Source organism: Pseudomonas sp. AC532 (genome assembly GCF_979258965.1).
The window spans coordinates 3,568,888-3,592,909 of record NZ_OZ409888.1 but is presented as its reverse complement, the minus strand read 5'-3'; the positions used below and the strand labels follow the sequence as shown (position 1 = coordinate 3,592,909).

Below are 24,022 nucleotides of genomic sequence, written 5' to 3'. Positions count from 1 at the left end.
GGACAGCTAACCAGAGATGCCACGACAACCTTGGTTTCCAATTCGCGGCAGACGGGATCATGGATCACATATCTTCAAGTCACCTGATTATCGAATCATAGGCGGAGCCAATGAGGCAAAATGCCATCATAATCGCATAGCGATGTTACTATCTGCCACTATTGAGATTTCTCACTAACACAGCCATCACGGAACTTATAAATGATTCAAGGATACGAGAATCTTCTTACCGACAAACGATTGGATTCCATTATTGGAAATAACGAAGGTGCATGCACCTTACAGATTTGGATTCTTCGAATAAAGACAAAAACCAACATTGATAATCAATTTCTGTATGGAAGAGTTACTTCAGGAACCTTCAAATCAGACAAGTGGGCAGCAGCTAATCTCGACGAATTTAGCCCTATCAATGATGATGTTTCTGTTGGTGTATTACCTGTAAATCTTTACACCTCTGCTTCAAATATGAGAGCACTGCTTGCTGATATCGGTAACGGCATGACTCTGGGAGGCTTGAGTAGCAAGCATGAACTTAAAATGGATGCAAGACTACACAAAAGAATCTCGTCATTTAGTTTTGGTCTAGATTTTATTGTCCGGCCAGTGATGCATCTACCCGGAAGAGATTATTTCCGGAGCTTCGTCAAAAGGTTAAGCCCTACATCACTTGCCAGCGTAAATAGCGCAGCAATATCTTCAAGTCGAAAAAGCAGCTTATTTGACATCAGAGACAAAAACAGTAGATTAATTGCAAAGTTGGCCTGCGAAGCACTGAAATCCGATACAGGGATGGATTTTTCTACATTAGACACATGGCGCCTTGGCGACTTGGAGCTCATAGTCGCTCCTAGTCTGACTCGAAACGAATCAAAAAAATACGTTTTCCAAACAAAGGGCGACATTACTACCTTCACTCTTAGTGAACGCTTAACTTATACCCCATGCAGACTGGTGATTACTATCCGGGCTTGGAGCGATAACTGTCTGCTTAGCACTCATAGCTCAACTATAAAAAAAGAGTGTGAATACCCACATACCGAGAAATTTTACATAAGCGAATTCAAGCATCGAATCGCTACGGCCTACACTCTCGAGGTGCATGCTGAAACTGAAGATTCTTCAGAGATTTATCCGTGCATTAACATTGGAGGCCACTATTTCCGGCAGATGAATTTAACTATGAATGTCGTTGAGAATTTGCGTGTAAAAATCAATACAGACTGGCTCTCTAAGCAGGTTCCCATCCAAGAACTCGGACGGGTTTCCCAAGCTACACAGATCAACCGAAGCAGCGCGAAATCCCATTCGAAAATTGGTGATAGCAATACCGATCTTTGGGTAGATATAAATCATTCTGCTGAGAATACGATCTCTGGATGCATACCCAAGAAGTCGCAAGGTCGCTTTTTTCCAAAATTATCAGATAGAGTTGTTAGTCGACTTGATTTAGCTGAATGGCTACGAAAAATATTTGATCTTTTCCCAAATACGCAAATTGCTTGGATCGACCCCTTTATGGAAGATGTGGGGATAGATCTTCTAAATACGCTCGGTTCCAATGCTGGAGATTACTTAGTCATCACAGGAAATCTTCCGAAACCGCCCCGACCTGCTTTTGCTAAAAGAGCTAAGAATTTGCTGCGTCCTGCCAACAAAGGTAGCGAGGCATTTCTAAGCCAAAGCAAAAGAAAAAAAATCCTTCAAGACAAGACAAGACCAACTCGATTGAAGGTAATGATTCAACAATGTAAGTTATGGTCAGACAATTTCGGAAGTATCAGATTACGAGTACTCAGTCTTCCATCAGAAAAACTGCATGACAGGATGATTTTGATACGTTCACAAACTGGTGAACCTATTGCGGGCTTTCATCTATCCAACTCGATTCAGCGCGCCAACGAAAACCACCCTTTACTTATTACACCCATTCCGCTCGACGTACTACCCGACACATTCAACTACTTGGACAATATCATTCAGAGCTCTCTCCATGTAGATACAAGCCCTGACAAAGCCACTATACTTTATGATTCAACCACTCAGCAGTCAAAACAAGTTAAAACTGCTGAACTGCGGTACTTGACACCCTATGACTCAATTCGTTCCGGAGACGTAATGGCATGGTGGTTCGATCTTCCCGAACTAGCGGGCCTACACGGAGACTACCTACAAGACAAGCTTATAGCCAGAGAATTATTAAACGACGAAGGGTTGGATAAAAAACACTTTTCAAGTCTGCCGTCAAAGTTTTGGACTGATGGTCTACCACTAGAAGACTTTGACTCAGCGTGGAACTCTATCGGATACTTCCTGGCAAACAGCCAAGCCGGTCAAATTTATGAAAATGAACAACCTCCTATCCCTCAAAAAATTTCGGAACAATTAATAGCCTATCTTGACCCAGGACGGAGCGATGCTACTCCGCCTCCACATAGAGGTAGGGCAATCGAGATTGAGCACTATCTCGCAGAAAACTTTTTCAGTTTACTTACTTCTCGCCAAGACCCCAGTAGACTTTTCTTCGATTCCCTCCCTGAAGTCGCGTGGGGCGATTTCTATGCTATAAAAATTCTATGGCTTAGAAACCCTTCCGAATTTATAAAGTGGTTCGACCGCATAGCAAAGCACCCTGAAAAGAACGACACAAGGAGGTTAGCGCTGCTGACATGCGCATTGCGCTGGGCACAATTCACCCTCCAATTTCACCACAACGAAGAGCAACTGCTATCGTTGTTAGGTAGCAAGATCTGCGCAGCAAACTGGATAGGTCTATCCATTTTGGATAGTCATCTGCGTAAGGGTGGCGATATAAATATTATCGAACGCCCACATAACCTCTACGGAGACAAAAAAACTTTCTCATTATACTGGCTACTAAACGAAGGCAATCACTATAGCTCTGAGTTCCAAGAACTCATCATAGAAAAGATAACAGAATCCAGCCCTGACAATATAACAAGTGATTTCTTCAGCAAACTACTGGACCTACTCAGAGATAACTGCGGAGACTTACACCACTCAACAACGTGGATTTTGGAAAGCTTGCTACTGGAAATGATTCAAAAAAACAAAGTATCTATCCAGCAGGTAGCACTCGCTTGGACTAATGAACTAGTAAGAAACTGGAATAACGCACTCGAAGGTCAGCACCTTAGCTTCCGAGTTCCCGCTGAAGGAGCGTTCTCAGACGAATTGGTACTGATGTTTGAGTACCTAGACAGCTCCACGCAAAAGAAAATCAGTGAATACTTGAGGAAAGCATTTGATGCCTGCGCGCGCGTGGTGCGCCAGCCATTTGGACAAGAGATCAACTGTTCAAAATACTTAAAAGCACATCAAACAAATCTATGGATTTACGCCCTCAGCGAGAGGTTAGCACTTATTGATTCCGATTCGAAACATTTATTTGAAGCACTTTCTAATGATAGCAAAGTCATAATAGACCGACGTTCCAAACATGACTGGGAGCTATTTGGTAACGAAACACTAGTTAGATATGCGATGACAGACCCGGCTCAATTACACCGCTCACCTTTAAAATACAAACTCAGTCTTGCATGTGCGGCACAATGATTGAGCTACAAATTTAAACTCTGTTACTGAGTCTGTTAACGAAGTCTAAATCTTCTATGACTCAATCCCAAAGGAGCAAGCTCCCTTCCGCGAAAGAAACTCCTTCCCGCGGAAGGGAACTAACATCTGGTGTCGATTGAAGTTGGTTAAGCCTCACTAACCCATCCACACAGCCCGCCAACCTACGCAAATTAATCGACAGCTGGTATTACTGTAGTTTTGCTTCGGTGAGGCTGCGCGATGGCAGCGACAAGGCGGGCTTTGGGAAATATAGAGCCAGTCGCGAGGTTATCACGGCTATTTTTCGGATTTTGGCCGTTGCCCATGGGAATAATGGGCAGCACTTAAACTCTCGAGTTAAATCATGCTTGGAGCTCCTCCGGACATTTTATGTGCAGACCAAAAATGCGCTACATCTCAACAATCCCCGCTTCGATTCCACCGAACGCCACAACAAGCTGATTTATTTATAGTTACTAGTTGGGGTACATCGAATTTTCCACCGAAATCCAGACGCCCGGAAATCTTGGCTTCACAGGAACATACCGTCTGTCTGGTGCCGCACCACTCAACACAAGGCCTCGCAGACATGCGGGGCTTTGTCGTTTCTGCGCCCTGAACAATCTTTCTGTTGCCGTGCATGCAACGCTCTGGCTCGGCCGGCAAGCAGAGACGCGAAAAACTAAGCGTCTCTCCGCTTTGCCCAGTGTGCGCCGCGATGGCAAACCCCTGCCCAATAAGGCAGTCGCCAGCCTCTTCGGAAAATCCCTCGCAAATCCCTTTGAACATCCCAAGAACGTCTGTTGTCGGACGATTTGAAAGAGTTCCCTCGCCAGCGCGGCATATTTTGTAGCAAGAGATTGCCAATCGCGTACCAGAGAGATCGCTTCCAACAGGGTTGTCGATGGGGCGGATCAACACGTCGCACGATGCCCTGCCCCAGGATGTCCGTGCATCCGCATTCCGCTCTCGGGCGGATACGTTTTGACAGCCTGAGCCGCGCCGCGAAAGCGCTGGCTCATGAGGAACCGATATGTCCACAGAGCCTCCCAGAGGATTGACCCGACGCAAGCTGCTGACCGCCACCGCAACCACTGTGGCCGCTGGTGTTGCGGTAACGGCACAAGCCGCCACCGTCAGCGGCGTACCGCACTGGTTACCCTTCGACCATAACGGCCCACTCCATTACGACGCCAAGGGCTGGCAGTTCTTCACTGCTGAAGAAGCGCGCGAAGTCGAGGCGATCGTCGAGCGCCTTATTCCTGCCGATGATCTCTCGGTGAGCGGCAAGGACGCTGGGTGCGCGGTGTTCATCGACCGCCAGCTCACCGGCCATTACGGTCGCTACGAGCGCCTTTATCAGCACGGCCCATTCGTACCCGGGGTAGAACCGGCCTCTGACCTGGTGCCCGCCGACCGCTATCGGGTCGGCCTGGAGCAGTTGGGCAAGCACTGCCAGGCAACCTTCGGCAAGCGCTTCAGTGAACTCGACGAGGCGCAGCGCGACGAGGTGCTCAAGGCGATGGAAAGTGGCGACATCAAATTCGAGGGGATCGAGTCGAAAATCTTCTTCGAGCAGATTCTGCAGAACGCCATGGAAGGCTTCTTCGCCGACCCGATCTACGGCGGCAACCGCGACATGGTGAGCTGGAAGATGCTCGGTTTCCCCGGCGCGCGTTACGACTATCGCCCCTACATCGACCGGCACAACGAGAAGCTGGACCTGGTACCGCTGTCGATCATCGGCAGCTCCTCGTGGAATCGCAAAGGATGAGCGGCATGGCCAAGAAATTACCCGCAACCGACGTTGTGGTAGTGGGGCTCGGCTGGGCTGGTTCGATCATCGCCAAGGAGCTCGCTGATGAAGGCCTGACCGTCATGGGCTTCGAACGCGGCGCCTGGCGCGATACCGCCTCCGATTTCAACATCGCCTCGGTGACCGACGAGCTGCGCTACGTCATCCGTCAGGAGCTGATGCTGCGCACCCGGCAGAACACCTGCACCATGCGCAACACGCCAAGCGAAACCGCGCTGCCGATGCGCACCTGGGGTTCCTTCCACCCGGGCAACGGCACCGGCGGCGCGGGCAACCATTGGGCGGGCATTACCTTTCGCTTCCAGCCCGAGGAATTCAACCTCAAGAGCCACCTGACCGAGCGTTACGGCAAAGAATCGATCGAAGGGCTGACCCTGCAGGACTGGGGCACCACCTGGGAGGAAATGGAGCCGCACTACGATGCCTTCGAGCGCGTCGCCGGGGTGTCCGGCAAGGCCGGCAACATCGCAGGCAAGCAGGTCGAAGGTGGCAACCCGTTCGAGGGCGCGCGTTCCAGGGAATACCCCAACCCGCCGACCAAGCAGACCTACGCCCCGGTGCTGTTCGCCGAGGCCGCGCGCAACATGGGCTACAAGCCGTTCCCGGTGCCGTCGGCGCTCGCCTCCCAGGGCTATACCAACCAGTACGGCGTGACGATGGGGCCTTGCACCTTCTGCGGCTTCTGCACCAACTACGGCTGCGCCAACTATTCCAAGGCCAGCGCCATCGTCAACGTGTTGCCAGCGCTGGTGCGCATGCCCAACTTCACCGCCAAGACGCACTGCGAAGTGCTCGAAGTGACCAAGGACAACACCGGAAAGCGCGCCACCGGCATCATCTATGTCGACGCCAATGGCGAGAAGTGGGAGCAGCCCGCCGATATCGTCGTGGTCGCCGCCTTCACCTTCGAGAACGTGCGCTTGATGCTGCTCTCCGGTATCGGCCAGCCCTACGACCCGCTCAGCAACACCGGTACCACCGGGCGCAACTACGCCTACCAGACGGCCAACAGCGTGCGGATGTTTTTCGACGACAAGAACTTCAACCCGTTCATCGGTGGCGGCGCCATCGGCATGGGCATCGACGAATTCAACAACGACAACTTCGACCACTCGGGCCTGGGTTTCGTTGGTGGCGGCAGCACCCGGGTAACGCCCATCGGCGCGGCGCCCATCAATTCGCGGCCGGTGCCGCCGGGTACGCCGAAATGGGGCGCCGAGTGGAAGAAGGCGACGGTGCAGTACTACGCGAACAGCATGTCCATCGGCTGCGAAGCGAGCAATTACAGTGCGCGCGGCAACTACCTCTCGCTGGACCCGAACTACACCGACCCACACGGCCGGCCGCTGCTGCGCATCACCTTCGACTTCACCGACAACGACCTGCGCATGGCCCAGTACGTGACCGACAAAACGGCCGAGATCGCCAAGGCGATGAACCCGAAAATGATGTTCGCCAGCCCGCGCAAAGGCCCCTGGTCGAACACCTCGTACCAGTCCTCCCACGTGGTAGGCGGCTTCATCATGGGCGCTGATCCGACCACCAGCTCGGTCAACAAGCACCTGCAGGTCTGGGACGTGCCCAACCTGTTCGTGGTCGGCGCGTCGGCGTTCCCGCAGAACCCCGGCTACAACCCCACGGGCACCGTTGGCGCGCTGGCGTTCAAGGCAGCGCATGCGATCCGAACCTATTACCTCAAGCGCCCCGGGGAGATGATCAGCGTATGAAAACTCTCCTCAACCTTGGCATCGGCCTGCTGGCCGCGACCAGTATCAGCGCCTACGCAGTGATCGGCCCGGACTCCTACGAACTGGTGCAAAAGGGCAAATACATCGCCACCCTCGGTGATTGCACGGCCTGCCACACGGTGCCGGGCAAGCCGCTGTTTTCCGGCGGCGTGGCCATCGAAACACCGTTCGGCGAACTGCTCGGCGCCAACATCACCCCTGACCCGGCGACCGGCATCGGTCGCTGGAATTTCGAGGAGTTCCAGAACACCATGGCGCGCGGCCACGGGCGCGACGGCAAGCAGCTCTACCCTGCCATGCCCTACGCCGCGTACACCAAGGTCACACGCGAAGACAACCTGGCGCTGTGGGCCTACCTGCGCACCATCGAGCCGGTGCACAACGAGGTGGAGACCAACCAGTTGCCGTTTCCCTTCAGCGTGCGCACGAGCATGAGCGTATGGAACTGGCTCAACTTCACCGAGGGCGAATTCAAGCCTGACGCAGGCAAGAGCGCGCAGTGGAACCGCGGCGCCTACCTGGTGCAAGGGCTCGGCCATTGCGGGAGCTGCCACACGCCGAAGAACCTCATCGGCGGTGACAAGAACAGCGAAACCCTCAAAGGCGGTGATCTGCAAGGCTGGATGGCGCCGAACATCACCGGCGTCGCCCATGTCGGCCTGGGGGACTGGAGCGAGGAGGACATCGTGCAGTACCTGAAGACCGGCGCCAACCGCTACGACATCGCCTCCGGGCCGATGGCCGAAGCGGTGGAAAACTCCACGCAGCACTGGCGCGACGAGGACCTGATGGCCGTGGCCGTCTACCTCAAGGACCTCGACCACGAGCACGAAAAACCCGAACCACTGGCGGCCAACGACCCGAGCATGACGGCCGGGCGCGGCATCTACGAGGATCGCTGCTCGGGCTGCCACACGCCAAACGGCGAAGGCATCCCAACGCTGTTCCCCAAGCTGGCCAACGCCCCGCTGGTGAACTCGCGCGATGCGGTCTCGATGATTCGCGTGGTACTCGCCGGCAACCGTGCCGGCACCACTGACGCCGCGCCAACCGGGCCTGCCATGCCGTCGTTCGCCTGGAACCTGTCGGACGAAAACGTCGCGGATGTGCTCACCTACATCCGCAACAGCTGGGGCAACGCCGCGCCTGCTGTCAGCGCCAGTGAGGTGCGCAAGCAGCGCGAAACCCTGCAAGACGAGTAATCCGCGCCACAGCCTGGGCCGCGCTGCAGCCGGCCCAGGCTTTCTTTTCCGGCTCCCTTCTGCCAGCGCGCCGCAACCCTCGATCGTCATAACAAACCCATCAGCCAGCTAATGGGTGACGACCTGGCGCGCCCTCTGAATTGACCGGCGCCCGGCCGCGATCAGTCGGCTCACAGGAATCAGAGCCGCAAAAAGAGGATATTATTCGCCCCTCAGTTTTCACGATGCGCCGCCATGGCTCATACCGGCAGTCGCCTTTCAGGACCTTACGATGAATAACTCACAGCGCGGATCCGGCCACCTGTTCAGCCTGATGGTCATCGCGCTCATCGGTTGGGGCGCTTACGTCACCCTCTATGTGCCCTACGAACACCGCAAGTCGATGGAAGCCTTCCGCAGCCAACCGCCAGCGGTGAGCCCGGCCAAGGTGGCGATCGTCGACGCTTACAAGGCGAAGCCGACTCCGGCCCCGCTGCCGCAAGGGCTCTACCGCGGTACGGTCGAGCAGGACGGCTACCCGATGAGCATCAGCTTCGATTTCGGCGTCAACCAGGTCATCACCAAGCAGGCCCACATCAAGAACTACCAGTTCAACGGCCAGGCGAACTACCGCTTCGAGGGCGCGGTGTTGACCTTCAGCAACGTCAAGGGCGATGCCGTGCTGTTCGCCGGGACGGGAGAGCCGATCGAGGTGATCAGCCCTACCGAGATTCATGTGCCGGGGCCCGGCACGACGTTGGTGCTGAAGCAGGAGTAACGCCTGCCTGCGTGGCGGCTTCAGGTTTCGGGCGCTCCGCGCGTTTATCGGTTGGCGCCTGCCTGGCCACGAAACCAGCCCCTCAGCGAATGGCCCCGGCAAACCAGCACCACAAGCGCCCCGGCGGCCGCAGCGGCCATATCTTTCTGGGCGTCCCAGATGTCGCCCTGGGCGCCGACAAATACGGAGTGGGCGCCGCCGACGTACTGCGCGCCAATCCATTCCATGAGTTCGTACAGCATCGATGTCGACAGCACGAACGACCAGGCGATCAGCGAGGCCCAGGCCCCTTTCAACTGGCATTCACGGGTGATGATTTCGCGGATGGGCAGCACCAGCAGCAGGCCGTACGCCAGGTGAACGAAGCGGTCGTAATGGTTGCGCTGCCAACCGAACAACTGGTCGACATTCAGCCCGGTCAGCCTGTCGATGGCGGGTACGTAGGGCACACCCGGATAGGTGTAGTGCGTGCCGACCTGATGCAGGCAAAGGAAGAGCACGATCAATGCCCATGAGCGCGGCGTCCAGTAGAACCGCCGCCGGGTGCACCACACCGCCAGCGCCCCGACGGCAACGAGTCCGTTCTCGATCATCCAGGTCGTGCGGTCAACGGGGTCCCAACCCAGCCACACAAAGAATCCCAGGAACGCACACTGCAAGCATGCCGTGATCGAAGCTTTTTCACTACTCGGCACCCGGCTCTCCCCATCGCCATGTCCATTCGCTGACCAACGTCAGCCCTGTTGACGTTAGTCCGGGCACGGGAGACAGGATTCCATCAATTTGCCGGCTGCCGGGCTCGGTTAAAGCCGCCCGGATACCACAGGCACCGGGCGGCTATCAGGAGCGTGCGCAGGCCTGCCGAGTCTTCGAGCCGGCCTTTGCGCAGTGCGGTCATGGCACCGGCAACGCTCGCAACGCGCCGCCTTCGTTCTCAAGTCGCCGCAGAAAAACGCTGGCGTCCAGCAACTGATAAGGGAAGTAGAGACCCGGCGATACCGGCGGCCGCCCATCCAGGCCGACCAATCGTTCGAGCAGCATGGCGATGCTCAGGCCAGTCAGCGCAGCGGCACCTGCCGGGTGGATGACGGCGTGACGCGTGCGCAACGGCTCGCCGCTGCGTCCCTCGCCTGCCAGCTCGATGATGATCTCGGTGGACATCGGCTCGCCCTGGCGTCGGGTCGAACTCACGGCGATGGCCATGTTGAACTGGACGTTGGCAGCCCCGGTCGCCGCCGCCAGGCCGGTTACGTCGATGGACGAGAAACCGGTGGCGTCGATCGGCGTGCCATCGGCGGCATGAAAAACAACCCTGGCTTCTTCGCCCTCGCGCCACACGAACGCGCCCTCGCGGCGTGTCAGCGCCGCAGGCAGCATCGAATTCAGGTGTTCGAAGTCGGTGGCAACGGTTGGCCCGCCGGTATCCTGTTCATCGACCAGCGCGTGGATACGGATGTCGTGCACCCGGCCAAACGCCGCGGCGAGGTGCAGCGTCGACACGGTCGTCGCCCCGACCATCCACTCGTAACCGAGCACCACCGGCGCCGCGTCGGGCGTGTGCATGTAAGCGGCGATTTGCGGGGCAATCTCGAACACCCCCGAGGAAATGCTGAGGTGCGGTACACCGCGCTTCTGGGCATAACGCAGACCAGCGAGATCATGGTCCATGTACAGGACCACGACCGCGCTGACCCGCCGCTCTGCAAGGCCCAAATCGTCCGCGGCCGGGTCGATCACCACGCCCTCTGCGCCACCGATCTGCTCGGCGGCCTGCTGAGCCCGGGCGCGGTCACGCCCACCGATCAGCAACGGTACATCGGGATGGGCAGCGCGCAGCGCTCGGGCGGCCTGATGGCCGATGGAACCCGAACCGCCCATGAAAAGAATGGGATCGCGTGACATGGCGTACTCTCCTTCTTGGGGTTTGAAGCTACGATTAGTAGCTAAGCTAGCATCCCCATCAACCCTCGTAACCTACCATTCGTAGGTTTATCTAAGTTGGCCGTCACGCGGTGACGAGCGGGCCCGGTTGCACGCTGAAGGCTGAGCCAAAGAAGCGGCTCCGGGATCTGCATGTGCGCGCCAGGCTTCGCCGAAGTGATTCGAGGCGAATGGCCGCGGACAAGCAATGTGATCGGCAGCCGGCACGCGCGGACGACTGTTCGTGGGGGATGGGTTAGCACACCGCCGTGCTGAACCGCCGATGGCGAACAGGCCGCGGCACGGCAGGCGTAGCGCGTTCCTCGTTGCGAGGAACGCGATCGGTTGCACGCCCCAGGCGCGGGCGCTCATCCCTGTCGGAACGAGCGCCCTGACCTCAGAGCTGGCTGCCTTGCAGGCCGGCGTACAGGCGAGTCATTTCGTTGAGTTGGCGGAACATCGATTCGGCATTTACCGCAACGATGGTCGGCACGAAATCCTTCGAGGCGAACGCCTTGGTCGCGAACTGCCAGCGTGCGTCGGTCTTGCGCAGCGCCGCGGCGATCTCGTCATTCGGGGCTTTTTCCGCCTTGAGCTCCTGCATGATGATGTCGAACTCCTTTACCGAAGCATCGAAATTGGCATCCAGGTTCGGCGCCTGCACGCCCCAGGCACGGGCCATGTAGAACATCGCGGTACGCTGGGTCAGCACGCGGTTCCAGCCACTGCGGTTGATCGAATGCGATGCGGCGTCGCCGTTGTGCTTCTCGAACAGGTCGGTGACGTGCTGGCACTGCTTCACCAGTTCCTCGGCCTTGGCCAGCATGGCGGGTGCCTGGGCCTTGTCCGGCGTTGCGGTGACCATGGCGCGGTAGGCCGTCCAGATCACCTCGACCTTGGCGAGTGCAGCGCGCACTTCGTCGTTGGTCGGGTGCGCCTTGAGCTGGGCGTGGTGATCCTCGAACAGCGCGACACTGGTACTGAGCTGCTTGGCGGCGTCGTCGACCTTCACGTCAGAGCCGATCATCAGGTAGTCCTTGGCCATGATCTGCCCCAGGCTGCGTTGCAGGCCGGCCATGTTCATGGCTTCCAGCGGCTTCATTTCGGCCCAACTGGCGAGGCTGAGGAGGCTAAGCCCCAACAGCAGCGTTTGCATGCAACGTTTAATCAACTCGGTATCCTCGTACGCGATGGGCCACATCAACTGCCGGCAGGCAGCGCAGGCGGTGACGGCTGGCTTGAGTGGCGCTGGCGACCATGACCAGACTGCAGCTGCCGGTATCCCGGCGCCAGCGATTGACTGATTCTAATCCAAATGCCTGTCATTGACCTGTCGCCCATGCGCGTTAGCCTGCCATCCGGCGGGTCGGCATGGAGATTGGTGACGCCCGTCACACTATGTGGCAGACGCACCGCGAGGGCACGCACGGTCATGCACCAGCCGGGCGCTGGTGTGTTGACGAATGCGTCAGGAAAAAGGCGGGAGCAGGCATCCACCGCGGCCATGGCCGAGGTGGATGCAGCATGTCAGGATGCCTGGCCGGCTTTGGCTTCGGCAGCGGCCTTGCGACGGGCACGGCGGGACATCATGTTGAGCCCCTCGATGATGGCGGAGAATGTCATCGCGGCGTAGATGTAGCCCTTCGGCACATGGGCACCGAAGCCCTCGGCGATCAGCGTCATGCCGATCATGATCAAAAAGCCCAGCGCCAGCATGACCACGGTCGGGTTGGCGGCGATGAAACGTGCCAGCGGGTTGGCGGCGATCAGCATCACGGTGACGGCAGCGACCACGGCGATGACCATGATCGGTACGTGCGGGGTCATGCCGACGGCGGTGATGATGCTGTCGACCGAGAACACCAGGTCGAGCAGCAGGATTTGCACGATGGCAGCGCCGAAGCCCAGAGTGGCCGCGTGGCCGACGAACATGTCGCCTTCCGGTTCCGGGTCCATGGAATGATGGATTTCCTTGGTCGCCTTCCAGAGCAGGAACAGGCCACCGGCGATCAGGATGATGTCCTTCCAGGAGAACGCCTGGCCGAACACTTCAATGACCGGTTCGACCAGTTGCACGATCCACGCCACGGTGCCCAGCAGGGCGAGGCGCAGCACCAACGCAGCACCGATGCCCAGGCGCCGCGCTTTTTCACGCTGGTGCTCGGGGAGCTTGTTGGTGAGGATCGAGATGAAGATCAGGTTGTCGATGCCCAGTACCACTTCCATCACCACCAGAGTGGCGAGGGCGACCCAGGCAGTTGGGTCGCTAGTCAGTTGCAGGAGATAGTCCACGGTCACGCACTTTATGGCTGAACAGAGGACACATTCTGTCTTGTTGTCTGCAGAACAAATATGACTAATTGCGACAATTTATTTCACCACGTTACAACATCTCCAACGCCCCAAAACCGTGCAGTGCGGGGCTTTGCGAAATACCTGCCTTGCCACAGGTCTCGCGTTCAACGTGCCAGCAGGGCCACTACCACTACCATCAGCAGCGCGCAGCTCAGTTGCCAGAACAGGAGCGGGTTGCGCTCCATCAACGGCACCTGCCTGCGGCCGAGCAATGCCGGCCCGGGATGGCGCAGGGCGTGGGCGAATTCGTCCGGATCTTCATAGCGTTTCAGCGGGTCCGGGTGGCAGGCCTTGCGCAGCACGTCATCGAGCCACAGCGGCCATTGGCGCTCCGTCTGCCCAAGTGGCGCATAGCGCAGCCGCGCCTGGGCGCGGCGGGTACGTGCCCGGGCCATGCTGGCGCCGTAAGGCAGGCGCCCGCTGAGCATCTGGTAGGCGATCACCGCCAGGGAGAACACGTCCGAGCGCACTGTGCCGGGCTCGCCGAGCCAGTATTCAGGGGCGCTGTATTGCGCGGTGCCGAGTATCGGGTCGTCCGCCTGGCGGCTGTCGATCTCCTGCAGGCCCGCCACGCGGGTGGCGCCAAAATCGATGATTTTCACCGTGCCGGTGGCATCGATCATCAGGTTGGCCGGGCGCAGGTCCTGATGCAGCATTTCCAGGCGATGAAAGGCGCGCAGGCCGCGGGCGATCTGCTCGACGATGCGCCGTACGGTTTCCAGGTCCGGCGTGGGGTGGTCGATCATCCATTGCGCCAGGGTCTGGCCCTCGATGAATTCGCTGACGCCATACAGGAAGTTGCGCTTGCGGGTCGGCGCGCAGGCCTTCAGCACATGGGGGCTGTCGACGCGGCGGGCGATCCACTCCTCCATGAGAAACCGCTCCAGATAGGCGGCGTCGTGCTGCAGGTCCTGAGAGGGGGTCTTGATTACCACCGTGGCGCCGCTGTCTTCATCAATGGCCAGGTACACATGGCTGCGCGCGCTGGCGTGCAGCGGGCGCACGATGCGGTAACCGTCGAACTGCATGCGTGCTTCAAGGATCGGCGGGCACGGCAGCTCGCCAAGCTTGTGCTGCAATTCATCGGCTTCGGCGCGCGGCAGGCTGTCGATGCGCACCAGTTGCAGGGTCAGGTTGTCATCGCTGCCATTGGCCAGGGCCCGGTCGAGGATATGCTGGGCGGCCACCTGCAGGTTGCCTGGGTGCTCGGCGATGCAGGCGATCATGAAGCGCGCATCGACGAATTCGTAGACGCCATCGGTGGCGAGCAGAAACAGGTCGCCGCGCTCGATCGCCAACGCCTGGTAGTCGATTTCCAGTTGCGGCTGGATGCCCAGAGCACGGCTCAGGTAGCTCTTGCCCTCACCGACCCACACGCGGTGGTCGCGGGTCAGCGGCTCCAGGGAGCCGTCGCGCAGGCGGTAGATACGGGTATCACCGACGTGGAACAGGTGCGCGGTGGTGGATTTGAGCACCAGGGCGCTGAAGGTGCACACGTAGCCGCGATCCATGTCATAGCGATGCTGGCCGCGCCGCGTCTGGGCGTGCAGCCAGGCGTTGGTGGCACTGAGCACGCGGGTCACCGAGGTCTTCACCGACCAGGCTTCGCTGGTACTGAAGTAATCGGAGAGAAACGCCGCCACCGCCGTTTCACTGGCGATGTGGCTGACGTCGCTGCTGCTGATGCCGTCCGCCAGGGCGATGGCGATGCCCTTGCTGCCCAGTTGCGGCTCATGGGGCACGCACAGGCCGTGAAAATCCTGGTTGCGCGGCTTGCAGCCCTTGTCCGAACACTGGCCAACGCTGACCTGCAGCTGGCTCGCTCCGCCCTGCCACAGGCTATCGGCGCTAGCGGCCATGGCCGGCACTCAGTTGTAGGTACGCTTGGGTGCGGTCTTCACGTGGGTGGTGTAGAGCGTCAGGCCGGTGAAGGCCAGGCCACCCACCAGGTTACCCAGTGCGGTGGGGATCTCGTTCCAGATCATGTAATCCATCACCGAGAAATCGCCGCCCATGATCATCCCGAAGGGGAACAGAAACATGTTCACCACCGAGTGCTCGAAGCCCATGTAGAAGAACAGCATGACCGGCATCCACATGGCGATGGTCTTGCCGCTGACGGTGGTGGAGATCATCGCGCCGACCACGCCCATGGACACCATCCAGTTGCACAGCATGCCGCGCAGGAAAATGGTCAACCAACCGGCGGTGCCGAACTCGGCGTAGCCCAGCGTACGCGACTCGCCGATGTGCGAAATCTTCTCGCCGATCTCACCCGCGCTGGTCGAGAAGCCATAGGTGAACACGAAAGCCATCATCACGGCGACCGTCAGTGCCCCCGCGAAGTTGCCGATGAACACCAGCCCCCAGTTGCGCAGCACGCCACCGACGGTAACCCCCGGACGTTTGTCGAGCAGCGCCAGCGGCGCGAGGACGAATACCCCGGTGAGCAGGTCGAAGCCCATCAGGTACAGCATGATGAAACCGACCGGGAAGAACGCTGCGCCAAGCAGCGGCGAACCAGTCTGGACCGTGATGGTGATGGCGAACACCGCCGCCAGGGCCAGGATGGCGCCGGCCATGAAGGCGCGGATCAGGGTATCGCGGGTCGACATGAAGATCTTCGACTCGCCGGCATCCACCATCTTGGTGACGAATTCGGCAGGAACCAGGTAGGACATGGAGGGGCTCTCTTTTTCAGGTGAGGCAAACAGGGAGTGAAATCTCGCGACGGCCGGGGCGCCTGGTTGGCACTCTTCTCGACCTGCGAGCGAATGGGTCGAGCGATCAGCCCGCCAGGCCGATTTCCACGGTGTCGCCATTGAGGCGCACCGGCCATACGCGCAGGCGCTGCTCCGGGTATTCCAGGCACGTGCCGTCGGCCAGGCGAAAATGCTGTTTATAGAGCGGCGAGGCGATCACCAGATCGCCCTTGATCTGGCCGATCAGGCCGCGGCCGATGACATTGGCACCGGATTTCGGATCGCGGTTCTCCACCGCAAACAGCTGCTCGCCAGCCTCGCTGTGAGGCAGATGGAACAGCGCGATCTGCGCACCCTCGAGCCAGGCCACCACGCCCGAGTTGGCGACCAGGTCCTGGCTGCTGCACAGCGGTTGCCACTCGGTAGCGGGAAGCGATTGGGCACGCACGGCGTTGGACTGGCTCATCAGAGCACCTCCTCGGTAACGGGAATCAGGTGTAATTCACTGGCGGTCATGGGGCGGCGCTGGCCGCGTTCCTTGACGAAGTGGATGTCCGGGTCGGCGCGCTTGTCGTTGACGAAGGTGCGGAAGCGCTTGAGCTTTTCCGGGTCTTTGAGAGCACCGGCCCATTCGCATTCGTAGCGGTCGACCACCAGTTGCATCTGCGCGTCCAGCTCATTGCCGAGGCCCAGGCTGTCGTCGAGGATCACCGCCTTGAGGTAATCCAGGCCGCCTTCCAACGACTCGCGCCATACCGAGGTGCGCTGCAGCTTGTCGGCGGTGCGCACGTAGAACATCAGCACGCGGTCGATGGTGCGGATCAGCGCTTCGTCATCCAGGTCGGTGGCGAACAGTTCGGCGTGCCGCGGGCGCATGCCGCCGTTGCCGCACACGTAGAGGTTCCAGCCCTTGTCGGTGGCGATCACGCCGATGTCCTTGCTCTGCGCTTCGGCGCACTCACGGGTGCAGCCGCTGACCGCGAACTTGATCTTGTGCGGCGAGCGCAGGCCCTTGTAGCGATCCTCCAGGCGCAGCGCCATGCCGACGCTGTCCTGCACGCCGTAGCGGCACCAGGTGCTGCCCACGCAGGACTTCACGGTACGCAGCGACTTGCCGTAGGCATGCCCGGTCTCGAAGCCGGCGGCGATCAGCTCGCTCCAGATCTCCGGCAGTTCGTGCAACTGCGCGCCGAACAGGTCGATGCGCTGCCCACCGGTGATCTTGGTGTAGAGGTCGTATTTCTTCGCCACAGCGCCGATGGCGATCAGGCCGTCCGGGGTGATCTCGCCGCCGGGAATCCGCGGCACCACCGAGTAGGTGCCGTTCTTCTGCATGTTGGCCATGAAGGTGTCGTTGGTGTCCTGCAGCGGGATCAGCAGCGGATCGGTGATCGGCTGGTTCCAGCATGAGGCGAGGATCGAACCGACCGCCGGTTTGCAGATGTCGCAGCCGGTGTGGCCGCGACCATGCTTGGCCAGCAGCTCCTCGAAACTGAGCACGCCTTCCACGCGGACGATGGCGTACAGCTCCTGACGGGTATGGGCGAAGTGTTCGCAGAGGCTCTTGTCGACGGCCACGCCGCGGGCGCTCAGCTCATGCTCGAAAACCTGCTTGAGCAAGGCGCTACAGCCACCACAACCGCTGCCGGCCTTGGTGATGGCCTTCAGCTCGCCAAGGTCGGTGATGCCGGCGTCGACCTGGCAGCACACCGCGCCCTTGCTGACGTTGTGGCACGAGCAGATGGTCGCGGTATCCGGCAGCGCATCGGCGCCCAGGGTCGGTGCGCCTTCGGAGAGCGGCAGGATCAGGCTCGACGGATCGGCCGGCAGTTTGATGCCGTTCTGGGCGTACTGCAGCAGGGTGTCGTAATAGCTGTTGTCACCGACCAGCACCGCGCCGATCACGTGCTGGCCGTCCGGCGAGACCACCAGGCGGCGGTAGCTGGCATTGGCTTCGTCGATGTAGCGGTAGCTCTTGGCGCCCGGCGTGGCGGCGTGGGCATCGCCGATGGAGCCGACGTCGACGCCCAGCAGCTTGAGCTTGGTCGACATGTCGGCGCCAGTGAACGCTTCATGGGCAGTATTCGCAAGCTGCGCGGCGACGTTGCGGGCCATCGAATAGCCCGGCGCGACCAGGCCGAAGACCATGCCGTTCCAGGACGCACATTCGCCGATGGCATGAATGAACGGGTCGCTGGTGCGGCAATCGTTGTCGACCACCACGCCACCACGCGGCGCGACATCCAGGCCGGCAGCCCGGCCGAGGGCATCCTGCGGACGAATCCCGGCGGAAAACACGATGAGGTCGGTTTCCAAGAACTCACCGTCATTGAATTTCATCCGGTAGGCGTATTCCTCACCGATGACGATCTCCTGGGTGGCACGTGACAGGTGCACGCCAACGCCAAGGGCTTCGATGCGCGCCCGCAATGCGTCGCCACCGTCCACATCCAGCTGCACCGGCATCAACCGTGGTGCGAACTCCACCACGTGGGCTTCCAGGCCAAGGGACTTGAGGGCGTTGGCGGCCTCCAGGCCAAGCAGGCCGCCGCCGACCACCACGCCACGGCGGGCATTGGCCGCTGCCGTGCGGATACCGTCGAGGTCGTCCAGGGTGCGGTAGACGAGGCGCGAATTGCCCTCGGCGCCCGGAATCGGCGGCACGAATGGATAGGACCCGGTGGCCAGCACCAGGCGGTCGTAGCTGCGACGCCCCAGGGTGGTGACGATTTCGCGCTTCTCGCGGTCGATCTCCAGCACCTGCTCGCCCAGGTGCAGCTGCACGCCGTTGCGGGCGTACAGATCAGGCTCGCCGAGGGCCAGAGCCTCCGCGTCCTTGCCGGAGAAATACTCGGACAGGTGCACACGGTCATAGGCGCGCTGACGCTCTTCGCCATACACGTGCACCTGATAGCGATGCAGGGCGCCGCTGGCGATCAGTTGCTCGACGCAATGGTGGCCGACCATGCCGTTGCCGATGACGATCAGGTTCTCGCGCTTGATCGATGTGACGCTGGAATTCATAGCCTGCCCTCTGTCTGCTGCGGTATCACGGTTTCTGCAACGCAAAAAAAAGACGCCTGGAGCTGCGGGGCAGCTTCAGGCGTCTTTGCCTTGGATTCAGTTATGTGGGGTGAGTATCAGGTCGTGGCCTGTTCACCGGCCCCATCGATGATGGGTGCACAGGCTTGATAGCAGGTTGCATGCCAAGGTCTTGAAAAAGCCGGTAAGGCCCGTGGAATCGAGCTTGGCAGACATCGGCAGGTCGACGCGACCGGCGAAGGATACGAACCAAGATGAAGCAGGCGAGCCTGAAACTCACCATTACGGGGCAGGCCAAGCGGATTCACGGGGGCGTTTGGGTACGAACTGTCGTTCGGTGCACTCTCCATGGCAGCGCGCCATGCACGCGAAATCGCGGGAGTGGGCCGCGCCCACAAAAGCGGGCCATGACAACTCAGCGGCTACTTGGCCCGGGTCTCGAAAGCCAGCCGCACGATCACGACCGGCTTTCGGCGCAATGCTCCCAGTGACGTAGGGTGGACAACGCTCTTTTTGTCCACCACAGCGATCGCAGCGTGGTGGACGGGTCGGGCCGCGTAGGTGAAGCGTCAGCTACGCGCCCCGGTCCACTCTGCGAAAAGCCGCTCCCGCCCTTTTGCGGTAGTACATGAAACGTCCGTAAGCGACGCGAGCAGATCGTGAACAGGCTCCTAGCGCTCCCAGGGCGGAGGCGGCTCGCTGTCCTTGGGCTCGTCTTCGGCGTTGAGGGCTGCCTGGCGACGCGCTTCATCGGCCAGGGCGGCCTTGATCTCGCGCATCACCGCATCAACGTCGGCTTCGTCTTCCGGATCATCGAATTCGCCGGTCAGCACACTATCGGGCGTCAGCTTGCCGTCCTCATAGAGCGCCCACATTTCCTTGGCGTACTTGGTGAACTTGAGCTCCGGCGCGAACTGGCCGAAATAAGCGGCCATGTTGCCCACGTCACGTTCGAGCATCTTGAAGGCGTGGTTGTTGCCCGCCGCATCCACTGCCTGGGGCAGGTCGATGATCACCGGGCCTTCCGGGCCGAGCAGCACGTTGAATTCGGAGAGGTCGCCATGCACCAGGCCGGCGCAGAGCATCTTGACGATCTCGTCGATCATGAAGGCGTGGAATTCGCGAGCATCCTCGGGGTGCAGGTCGACATCGTTGAGGCGCGGGGCTACGCCGCCCTCGCCATCGCCGACCAACTCCATGAGCAGCACACCTTCAAGGAAGTCATACGGTTTGGGCACCCGCACGCCAGCACTGGCCAGGCGGAACAGCGCGGCCACTTCAGCGTTCTGCCAGGCGTCCTCCTGCCCCTTGCGGCCGTGCTTGGAACCCTTGGCCATAGCGCGTGCATCGCGGCTGTTACGAACCTTGCGGCCTTCCTGATACTCGGCAGCCTGACGGAAACTACGTTTATTAGCTTCCTTGTAGACCTTGGCGCAGCGCAGCTCGGTTCCGCAACGCACCACATAGACCGCTGCTTCCTTGCCGCTCATCAAAGGGCGAATCACCTCGTCCACCAGGCCATCTTCGACCAGGGGCTCAATGCGTTTTGGCGTCTTCATCAGCTTTTATCAGGGTCCTCGGTGGTCTATGCGGCCCTTTTATACGGCAATCCTGAGGCAGCGCCCAGTCTCTGCGAAAAATGCGCCCGCCCATTAAGTTTGAAAGCGCGATTGGCACTGGCGCGCAATCGGCCAGGTACCGACAATTCAGGGACTGTTACAGGAGATGAACATGACGGACCCAGGCTACTGGCAAGCCGTGTGCGAACGCGACGCCACGCAGGACGGCCAATTCGTCTTCGCCGTGCGCTCGACCGGCATTTACTGCCGCCCCAGCTGCCCGGCGCGCCGGCCGCTGCGCGCCAACGTCAGCTTCTTCAGCGACCGAGCACAGGCCGAAGCGGCTGGTTACCGGCCCTGCAAACGCTGCTCGCCGCACGGCAGCAGCCCGGCCGAGCAGCTCGATGCACTGGTCACCGCGGCGTGCCGTCTGCTCGATGAAGCCGACCAACGCCTGACCCTGGAGCAGCTCGCCACGCGGATCGGCCTGTCACCCTCCCACCTGGCCCGGGCGTTCAAAGCACGCACCGGGCTGACGCCCAAGGCCTGGGCCTGCGCCCGCCAGCGTGAGCGCCTTGAGCGCGCACTTCCCCAGGCCGACTCGGTGCTCGACGCGGCGCTTACCAGCGGCTACACCAGCACCCGCGCGCTGTACGAACCCCCCGATGGGCTGAGCCCGGCCAGTCGCCGCCTGGGGGCTGCAGGCGAGTGCCTGCGCAGCACCCTGGCACCCTGCCCGCTTGGCTATCTGCTCCTGGCGAGCAGCGAAAACGGCTTGTGCGCCCTGCTGTTTGGCGAATCCGAAGCGGTGGTGGAAGCGGAACTGCATCAGCGCTTTCCGGCCGCAACCGTGCAACGCGATGACGCGGCGCTGGGCGAATGGCTGCAGAGGGTGCTGCTGCAGATCGACGAGCCAGCCCGGGCCGCCCACCTGCCACTGGACCTGCGCGGCACGGCCTTCCAGCAACGGGTATGGCAGGCGCTTCGCGCCATTCCCTGTGGCCAGACGCGCACCTACGGGCAACTCGCGGCCGTCCTTGGCAGCCACCCACGCGCCGTGGCCCGAGCCTGCGCCAGCAACCCGCTGGGTCTGCTGGTGCCATGCCATCGGGTGACCGCCGCCGACGGCAGCCTAGGCGGCTACCGCTGGGGCGTGACGCGCAAGGCGGCCCTGCTCGAGGCCGAAGCCGAGGCGAGCAGCGTCGAGACTGAACAGACTGAAGCTCGGCCGTAACCTGCGAGCATAGTCGCCATTCCCCGGGTATCGCTCCGCTCAACCCAGGCTACGACGCTGCATGCCCACAACTCTCGACCCGGGCTCGCCCTCACGAACACCAATCCGTAGCCTGGCGTTGAGCGAAGCGATACCCAGGGCAGCGATTCCCGGGCGTCGATGCGCTCAACCCAGGCTACGACGCTGCATGCCCACAACTCTCGACCCGGGCTCGCCCTCACGAACACCAATCCGTAGCCTGGCGTTGAGCGAAGCGATACCCAGGGCAGCGATTCCCGGGCGTCGATGCGCTCGACCCAGGCTACGACGCTGCATGCCCACAACTCTCGACCCGGGCTCGCCCTCACGAACACCAATCCGTAGCCTGGCGTTGAGCGAAGCGATACCCAGGGCAGCGATTCCCAGGCGTCGATGCGCTCGAACTAGGCTACGACGCTGCATGCCCACAACTCTCGACCCGGGGCTCGCCCTCACGAACACCAATCCGTAGCCGGGCGTTGAGCGAAGCGATACCCAGGGCAGCGATTCCCGGGCGTCGATGCGCTCGAACTAGGCTACGACGCTGCATGCCCACAACTCTCGACCCGGGCTCGCCCTCACGAACACCAATCCGTAGCCTGGCGTTGAGCGAAGCGATACCCAGGGCAGCGATTCCCGGGCGTCGATGCGCTCGAACTAGGCTACGACGCTGCATGCCCACAACTCTCGACCCGGGCTCGCCCTCACGAACACCAATCCGTAGCCGGGCGTTGAGCGAAGCGATACCCAGGGCAGCGATTCCCGGGCGTTCGCGGCGCTCGACCCGGGCTACGTTCTGGCTGGCTCAGGGTTCCAGAATGGCCGTTACACCCTGGCCGCCTGCGGCGCAGATGGAAATGAGGCCACGGCCCTCGCCGGCCACCGACAGCAGCTTGGCGAGGTTGGCGACGATACGCCCGCCGGTCGCGGCGAACGGATGGCCGGCCGCCAGAGAACTGCCCTTGACGTTGAGCCTGGCTCGGTCGATAGCGCCCAAGGGCTGCTCCAGGCCAAGCTTGGTGAGGCAATAATCCGGGTCTTCCCAGGCCTTGAGAGTGCACAGCACCTGGGCGGCGAAGGCTTCGTGGATTTCGTAATAGTCAAAGTCCTGCAGGCTCAGACCATTGCGCGCCAGCAGCCGCGGCACCGCATACGCCGGCGCCATCAGCAGCCCCTCCTTGCCCGTGACGAAATCCACCGCGGCGGCTTCGCCGTCGCGCCAGTAAGCGAGAATCGGCAGGCCGCGGGCCTTGGCCCACTCCTCGCTGGCGAGCAGCACCAACGAGGCGCCATCGGTCAACGGCGTGGAGTTGGCAGCGGTCAGGGTGCCGCGCTGGCCCTTCTCGAACACCGGTTTGAGGGTGGCCAGCCTGGCCAGGTCGATATCCGCGCGCAGGTTCTGGTCACGGGTCAGCCCCAGAAACGGCGTCATCAGGTCGTCCTGCCAGCCCTCGGCATAGGCGGCAGCCAGCTTGCGATGGCTCTCCACGGCCAGTTGATCCTGTTCGTCACGGGGGATGGCCCAGTGTTGCGCCATCAACTCGCAGTGCTGGCCCATCGACAAACCGGTGCGCGGCTCGCCGTTGCGTGGCAGGGAGGGCGCCAGGTGACGCGGACGGATCTGCAAGAGCGTCTTGAGCTTGTCACCGGTGCTCTTGGCCCGATTGGCTTGTAACAGGATCTTGCGCAAGCCCTCGTTCACGCCAATCGGCGCATCCGAGGTGGTGTCGACGCCGCCGGCGATGCCGCAGTCGATCTGCCCGAGGGCGATCTTGTTGGCGACCAGCAGCGCCGCCTCGAGCCCCGTGCCACAGGCTTGCTGCAAGTCATAGGCCGGGGTTTCAGGCGCCAGGCGCGAGCCGAGTACACACTCACGGGTCAGGTTGAAATCGCGCGAGTGCTTGAGCACCGCGCCGGCGACTACCTCGCCGAGGCGCTCACCATGCAGGTTGTAGCGTTCGATCAGGCCATCCAGCGCGCTGGTGAGCATCGCCTGGTTGCTGGCCGTGGCGTAGGCGCTGTTGGAGCGGGCAAAGGGAATACGGTTGCCACCAACGATGGCGACCCGGCGCGGCAGGCTCATGTGAAGCTCC

The 24,022-nt window shown here is 60.6% G+C and carries 17 protein-coding genes; 7 read left to right on the top strand and 10 right to left on the bottom strand.

Annotated elements, in window-relative coordinates; translation table 11 throughout:
• Positions 1 to 201: 201 nt before the first annotated feature.
• The 5 genes from ACZ0AV_RS16745 (at position 202) to ACZ0AV_RS16725 (ending at position 9,099) form a co-directional block, all read left to right on the top strand.
• Positions 202 to 3,576: a VPA1262 family protein gene (locus ACZ0AV_RS16745; RefSeq protein ID WP_499152069.1), complete on the top strand. Its 3,375-nt coding sequence runs from the start codon at positions 202 to 204 to the stop codon at positions 3,574 to 3,576.
• A 1,033-nt stretch (positions 3,577 to 4,609) separates the two neighbouring features.
• The gene (locus tag ACZ0AV_RS16740; RefSeq protein ID WP_499152068.1) at positions 4,610 to 5,350 is read left to right on the top strand and encodes a gluconate 2-dehydrogenase subunit 3 family protein; all 741 of its coding nucleotides are present in this window, start codon (positions 4,610 to 4,612) and stop codon (positions 5,348 to 5,350) included.
• A 5-nt stretch (positions 5,351 to 5,355) separates the two neighbouring features.
• A complete protein-coding gene (locus ACZ0AV_RS16735; RefSeq protein ID WP_499152067.1) occupies positions 5,356 to 7,119 on the top strand; it encodes a GMC family oxidoreductase in 1,764 nt (587 codons plus the stop codon).
• Complete coding sequence (locus tag ACZ0AV_RS16730) at positions 7,116 to 8,342, top strand: c-type cytochrome (RefSeq protein ID WP_499152066.1); 1,227 nt, start codon at positions 7,116 to 7,118, stop codon at positions 8,340 to 8,342. Before ACZ0AV_RS16735 ends, ACZ0AV_RS16730 begins: the two co-directional genes overlap by 4 nt.
• Before the next feature lie 271 nt (positions 8,343 to 8,613).
• Entirely contained in the window at positions 8,614 to 9,099 is a 486-nt protein-coding gene (locus tag ACZ0AV_RS16725; protein WP_499152065.1) for a hypothetical protein, read from the top strand.
• 44 nt (positions 9,100 to 9,143) lie between these two features.
• Here ACZ0AV_RS16725 and ACZ0AV_RS16720 read toward each other — a convergent pair whose 3' ends face one another.
• The 3 genes from ACZ0AV_RS16720 to ACZ0AV_RS16710 all read right to left on the bottom strand — a co-directional run bounded on the left by ACZ0AV_RS16720 (position 9,144) and on the right by ACZ0AV_RS16710 (position 12,175).
• A complete protein-coding gene (locus ACZ0AV_RS16720; RefSeq protein WP_499152064.1) occupies positions 9,144 to 9,794 on the bottom strand; it encodes a DUF2238 domain-containing protein in 651 nt (216 codons plus the stop codon).
• Between the two features lie 199 nt (positions 9,795 to 9,993).
• Entirely contained in the window at positions 9,994 to 11,001 is a 1,008-nt protein-coding gene (locus ACZ0AV_RS16715; RefSeq protein ID WP_499152063.1) for an NAD(P)-dependent oxidoreductase, read from the bottom strand.
• A gap of 415 nt (positions 11,002 to 11,416) precedes the next feature.
• Positions 11,417 to 12,175, bottom strand: a complete 759-nt coding sequence (locus ACZ0AV_RS16710) for a type IV pili methyl-accepting chemotaxis transducer N-terminal domain-containing protein (protein ID WP_499152062.1) — start codon at positions 12,173 to 12,175, stop codon at positions 11,417 to 11,419.
• Between ACZ0AV_RS16710 and ACZ0AV_RS16705 the strand changes: the two genes are divergently transcribed.
• On the top strand, positions 12,174 to 12,323 hold the full coding sequence (locus ACZ0AV_RS16705; protein WP_499152061.1) for a hypothetical protein: 150 nt from the start codon (positions 12,174 to 12,176) through the stop codon (positions 12,321 to 12,323). The two genes, ACZ0AV_RS16710 and ACZ0AV_RS16705, sit on opposite strands and share 2 nt — an antisense overlap.
• A gap of 223 nt (positions 12,324 to 12,546) precedes the next feature.
• Here ACZ0AV_RS16705 and ACZ0AV_RS16700 read toward each other — a convergent pair whose 3' ends face one another.
• From ACZ0AV_RS16700 to ACZ0AV_RS16675, 6 genes are all read right to left on the bottom strand, one after another.
• Entirely contained in the window at positions 12,547 to 13,311 is a 765-nt protein-coding gene (locus tag ACZ0AV_RS16700) for a TerC family protein (RefSeq protein ID WP_499152060.1), read from the bottom strand.
• A 167-nt stretch (positions 13,312 to 13,478) separates the two neighbouring features.
• Complete coding sequence (locus tag ACZ0AV_RS16695; protein ID WP_499152059.1) at positions 13,479 to 15,233, bottom strand: bifunctional protein-serine/threonine kinase/phosphatase; 1,755 nt, start codon at positions 15,231 to 15,233, stop codon at positions 13,479 to 13,481.
• Positions 15,234 to 15,242: 9 nt separating this feature from the next.
• Complete coding sequence (locus ACZ0AV_RS16690; RefSeq protein ID WP_499152058.1) at positions 15,243 to 16,055, bottom strand: formate/nitrite transporter family protein; 813 nt, start codon at positions 16,053 to 16,055, stop codon at positions 15,243 to 15,245.
• A gap of 106 nt (positions 16,056 to 16,161) precedes the next feature.
• Positions 16,162 to 16,542, bottom strand: a complete 381-nt coding sequence (gene nirD, locus ACZ0AV_RS16685) for a nitrite reductase small subunit NirD (RefSeq protein ID WP_465908528.1) — start codon at positions 16,540 to 16,542, stop codon at positions 16,162 to 16,164.
• Entirely contained in the window at positions 16,542 to 19,100 is a 2,559-nt protein-coding gene (gene nirB, locus ACZ0AV_RS16680; protein WP_499152057.1) for a nitrite reductase large subunit NirB, read from the bottom strand. Before nirB ends, nirD begins: the two co-directional genes overlap by 1 nt.
• Before the next feature lie 689 nt (positions 19,101 to 19,789).
• Entirely contained in the window at positions 19,790 to 20,677 is an 888-nt protein-coding gene (locus ACZ0AV_RS16675) for a PA4780 family RIO1-like protein kinase (RefSeq protein ID WP_499152056.1), read from the bottom strand.
• A gap of 172 nt (positions 20,678 to 20,849) precedes the next feature.
• On the opposite strand from ACZ0AV_RS16675, the gene ada reads away from it, so the two are divergent.
• Entirely contained in the window at positions 20,850 to 21,911 is a 1,062-nt protein-coding gene (gene ada, locus ACZ0AV_RS16670) for a bifunctional DNA-binding transcriptional regulator/O6-methylguanine-DNA methyltransferase Ada (RefSeq protein WP_499152055.1), read from the top strand.
• A gap of 823 nt (positions 21,912 to 22,734) precedes the next feature.
• Here the strand turns inward: ada and ACZ0AV_RS16665 are convergent.
• A complete protein-coding gene (locus ACZ0AV_RS16665) occupies positions 22,735 to 24,012 on the bottom strand; it encodes an acetyl-CoA C-acetyltransferase (RefSeq protein ID WP_499152054.1) in 1,278 nt (425 codons plus the stop codon).
• Positions 24,013 to 24,022: the final 10 nt, after the last annotated feature.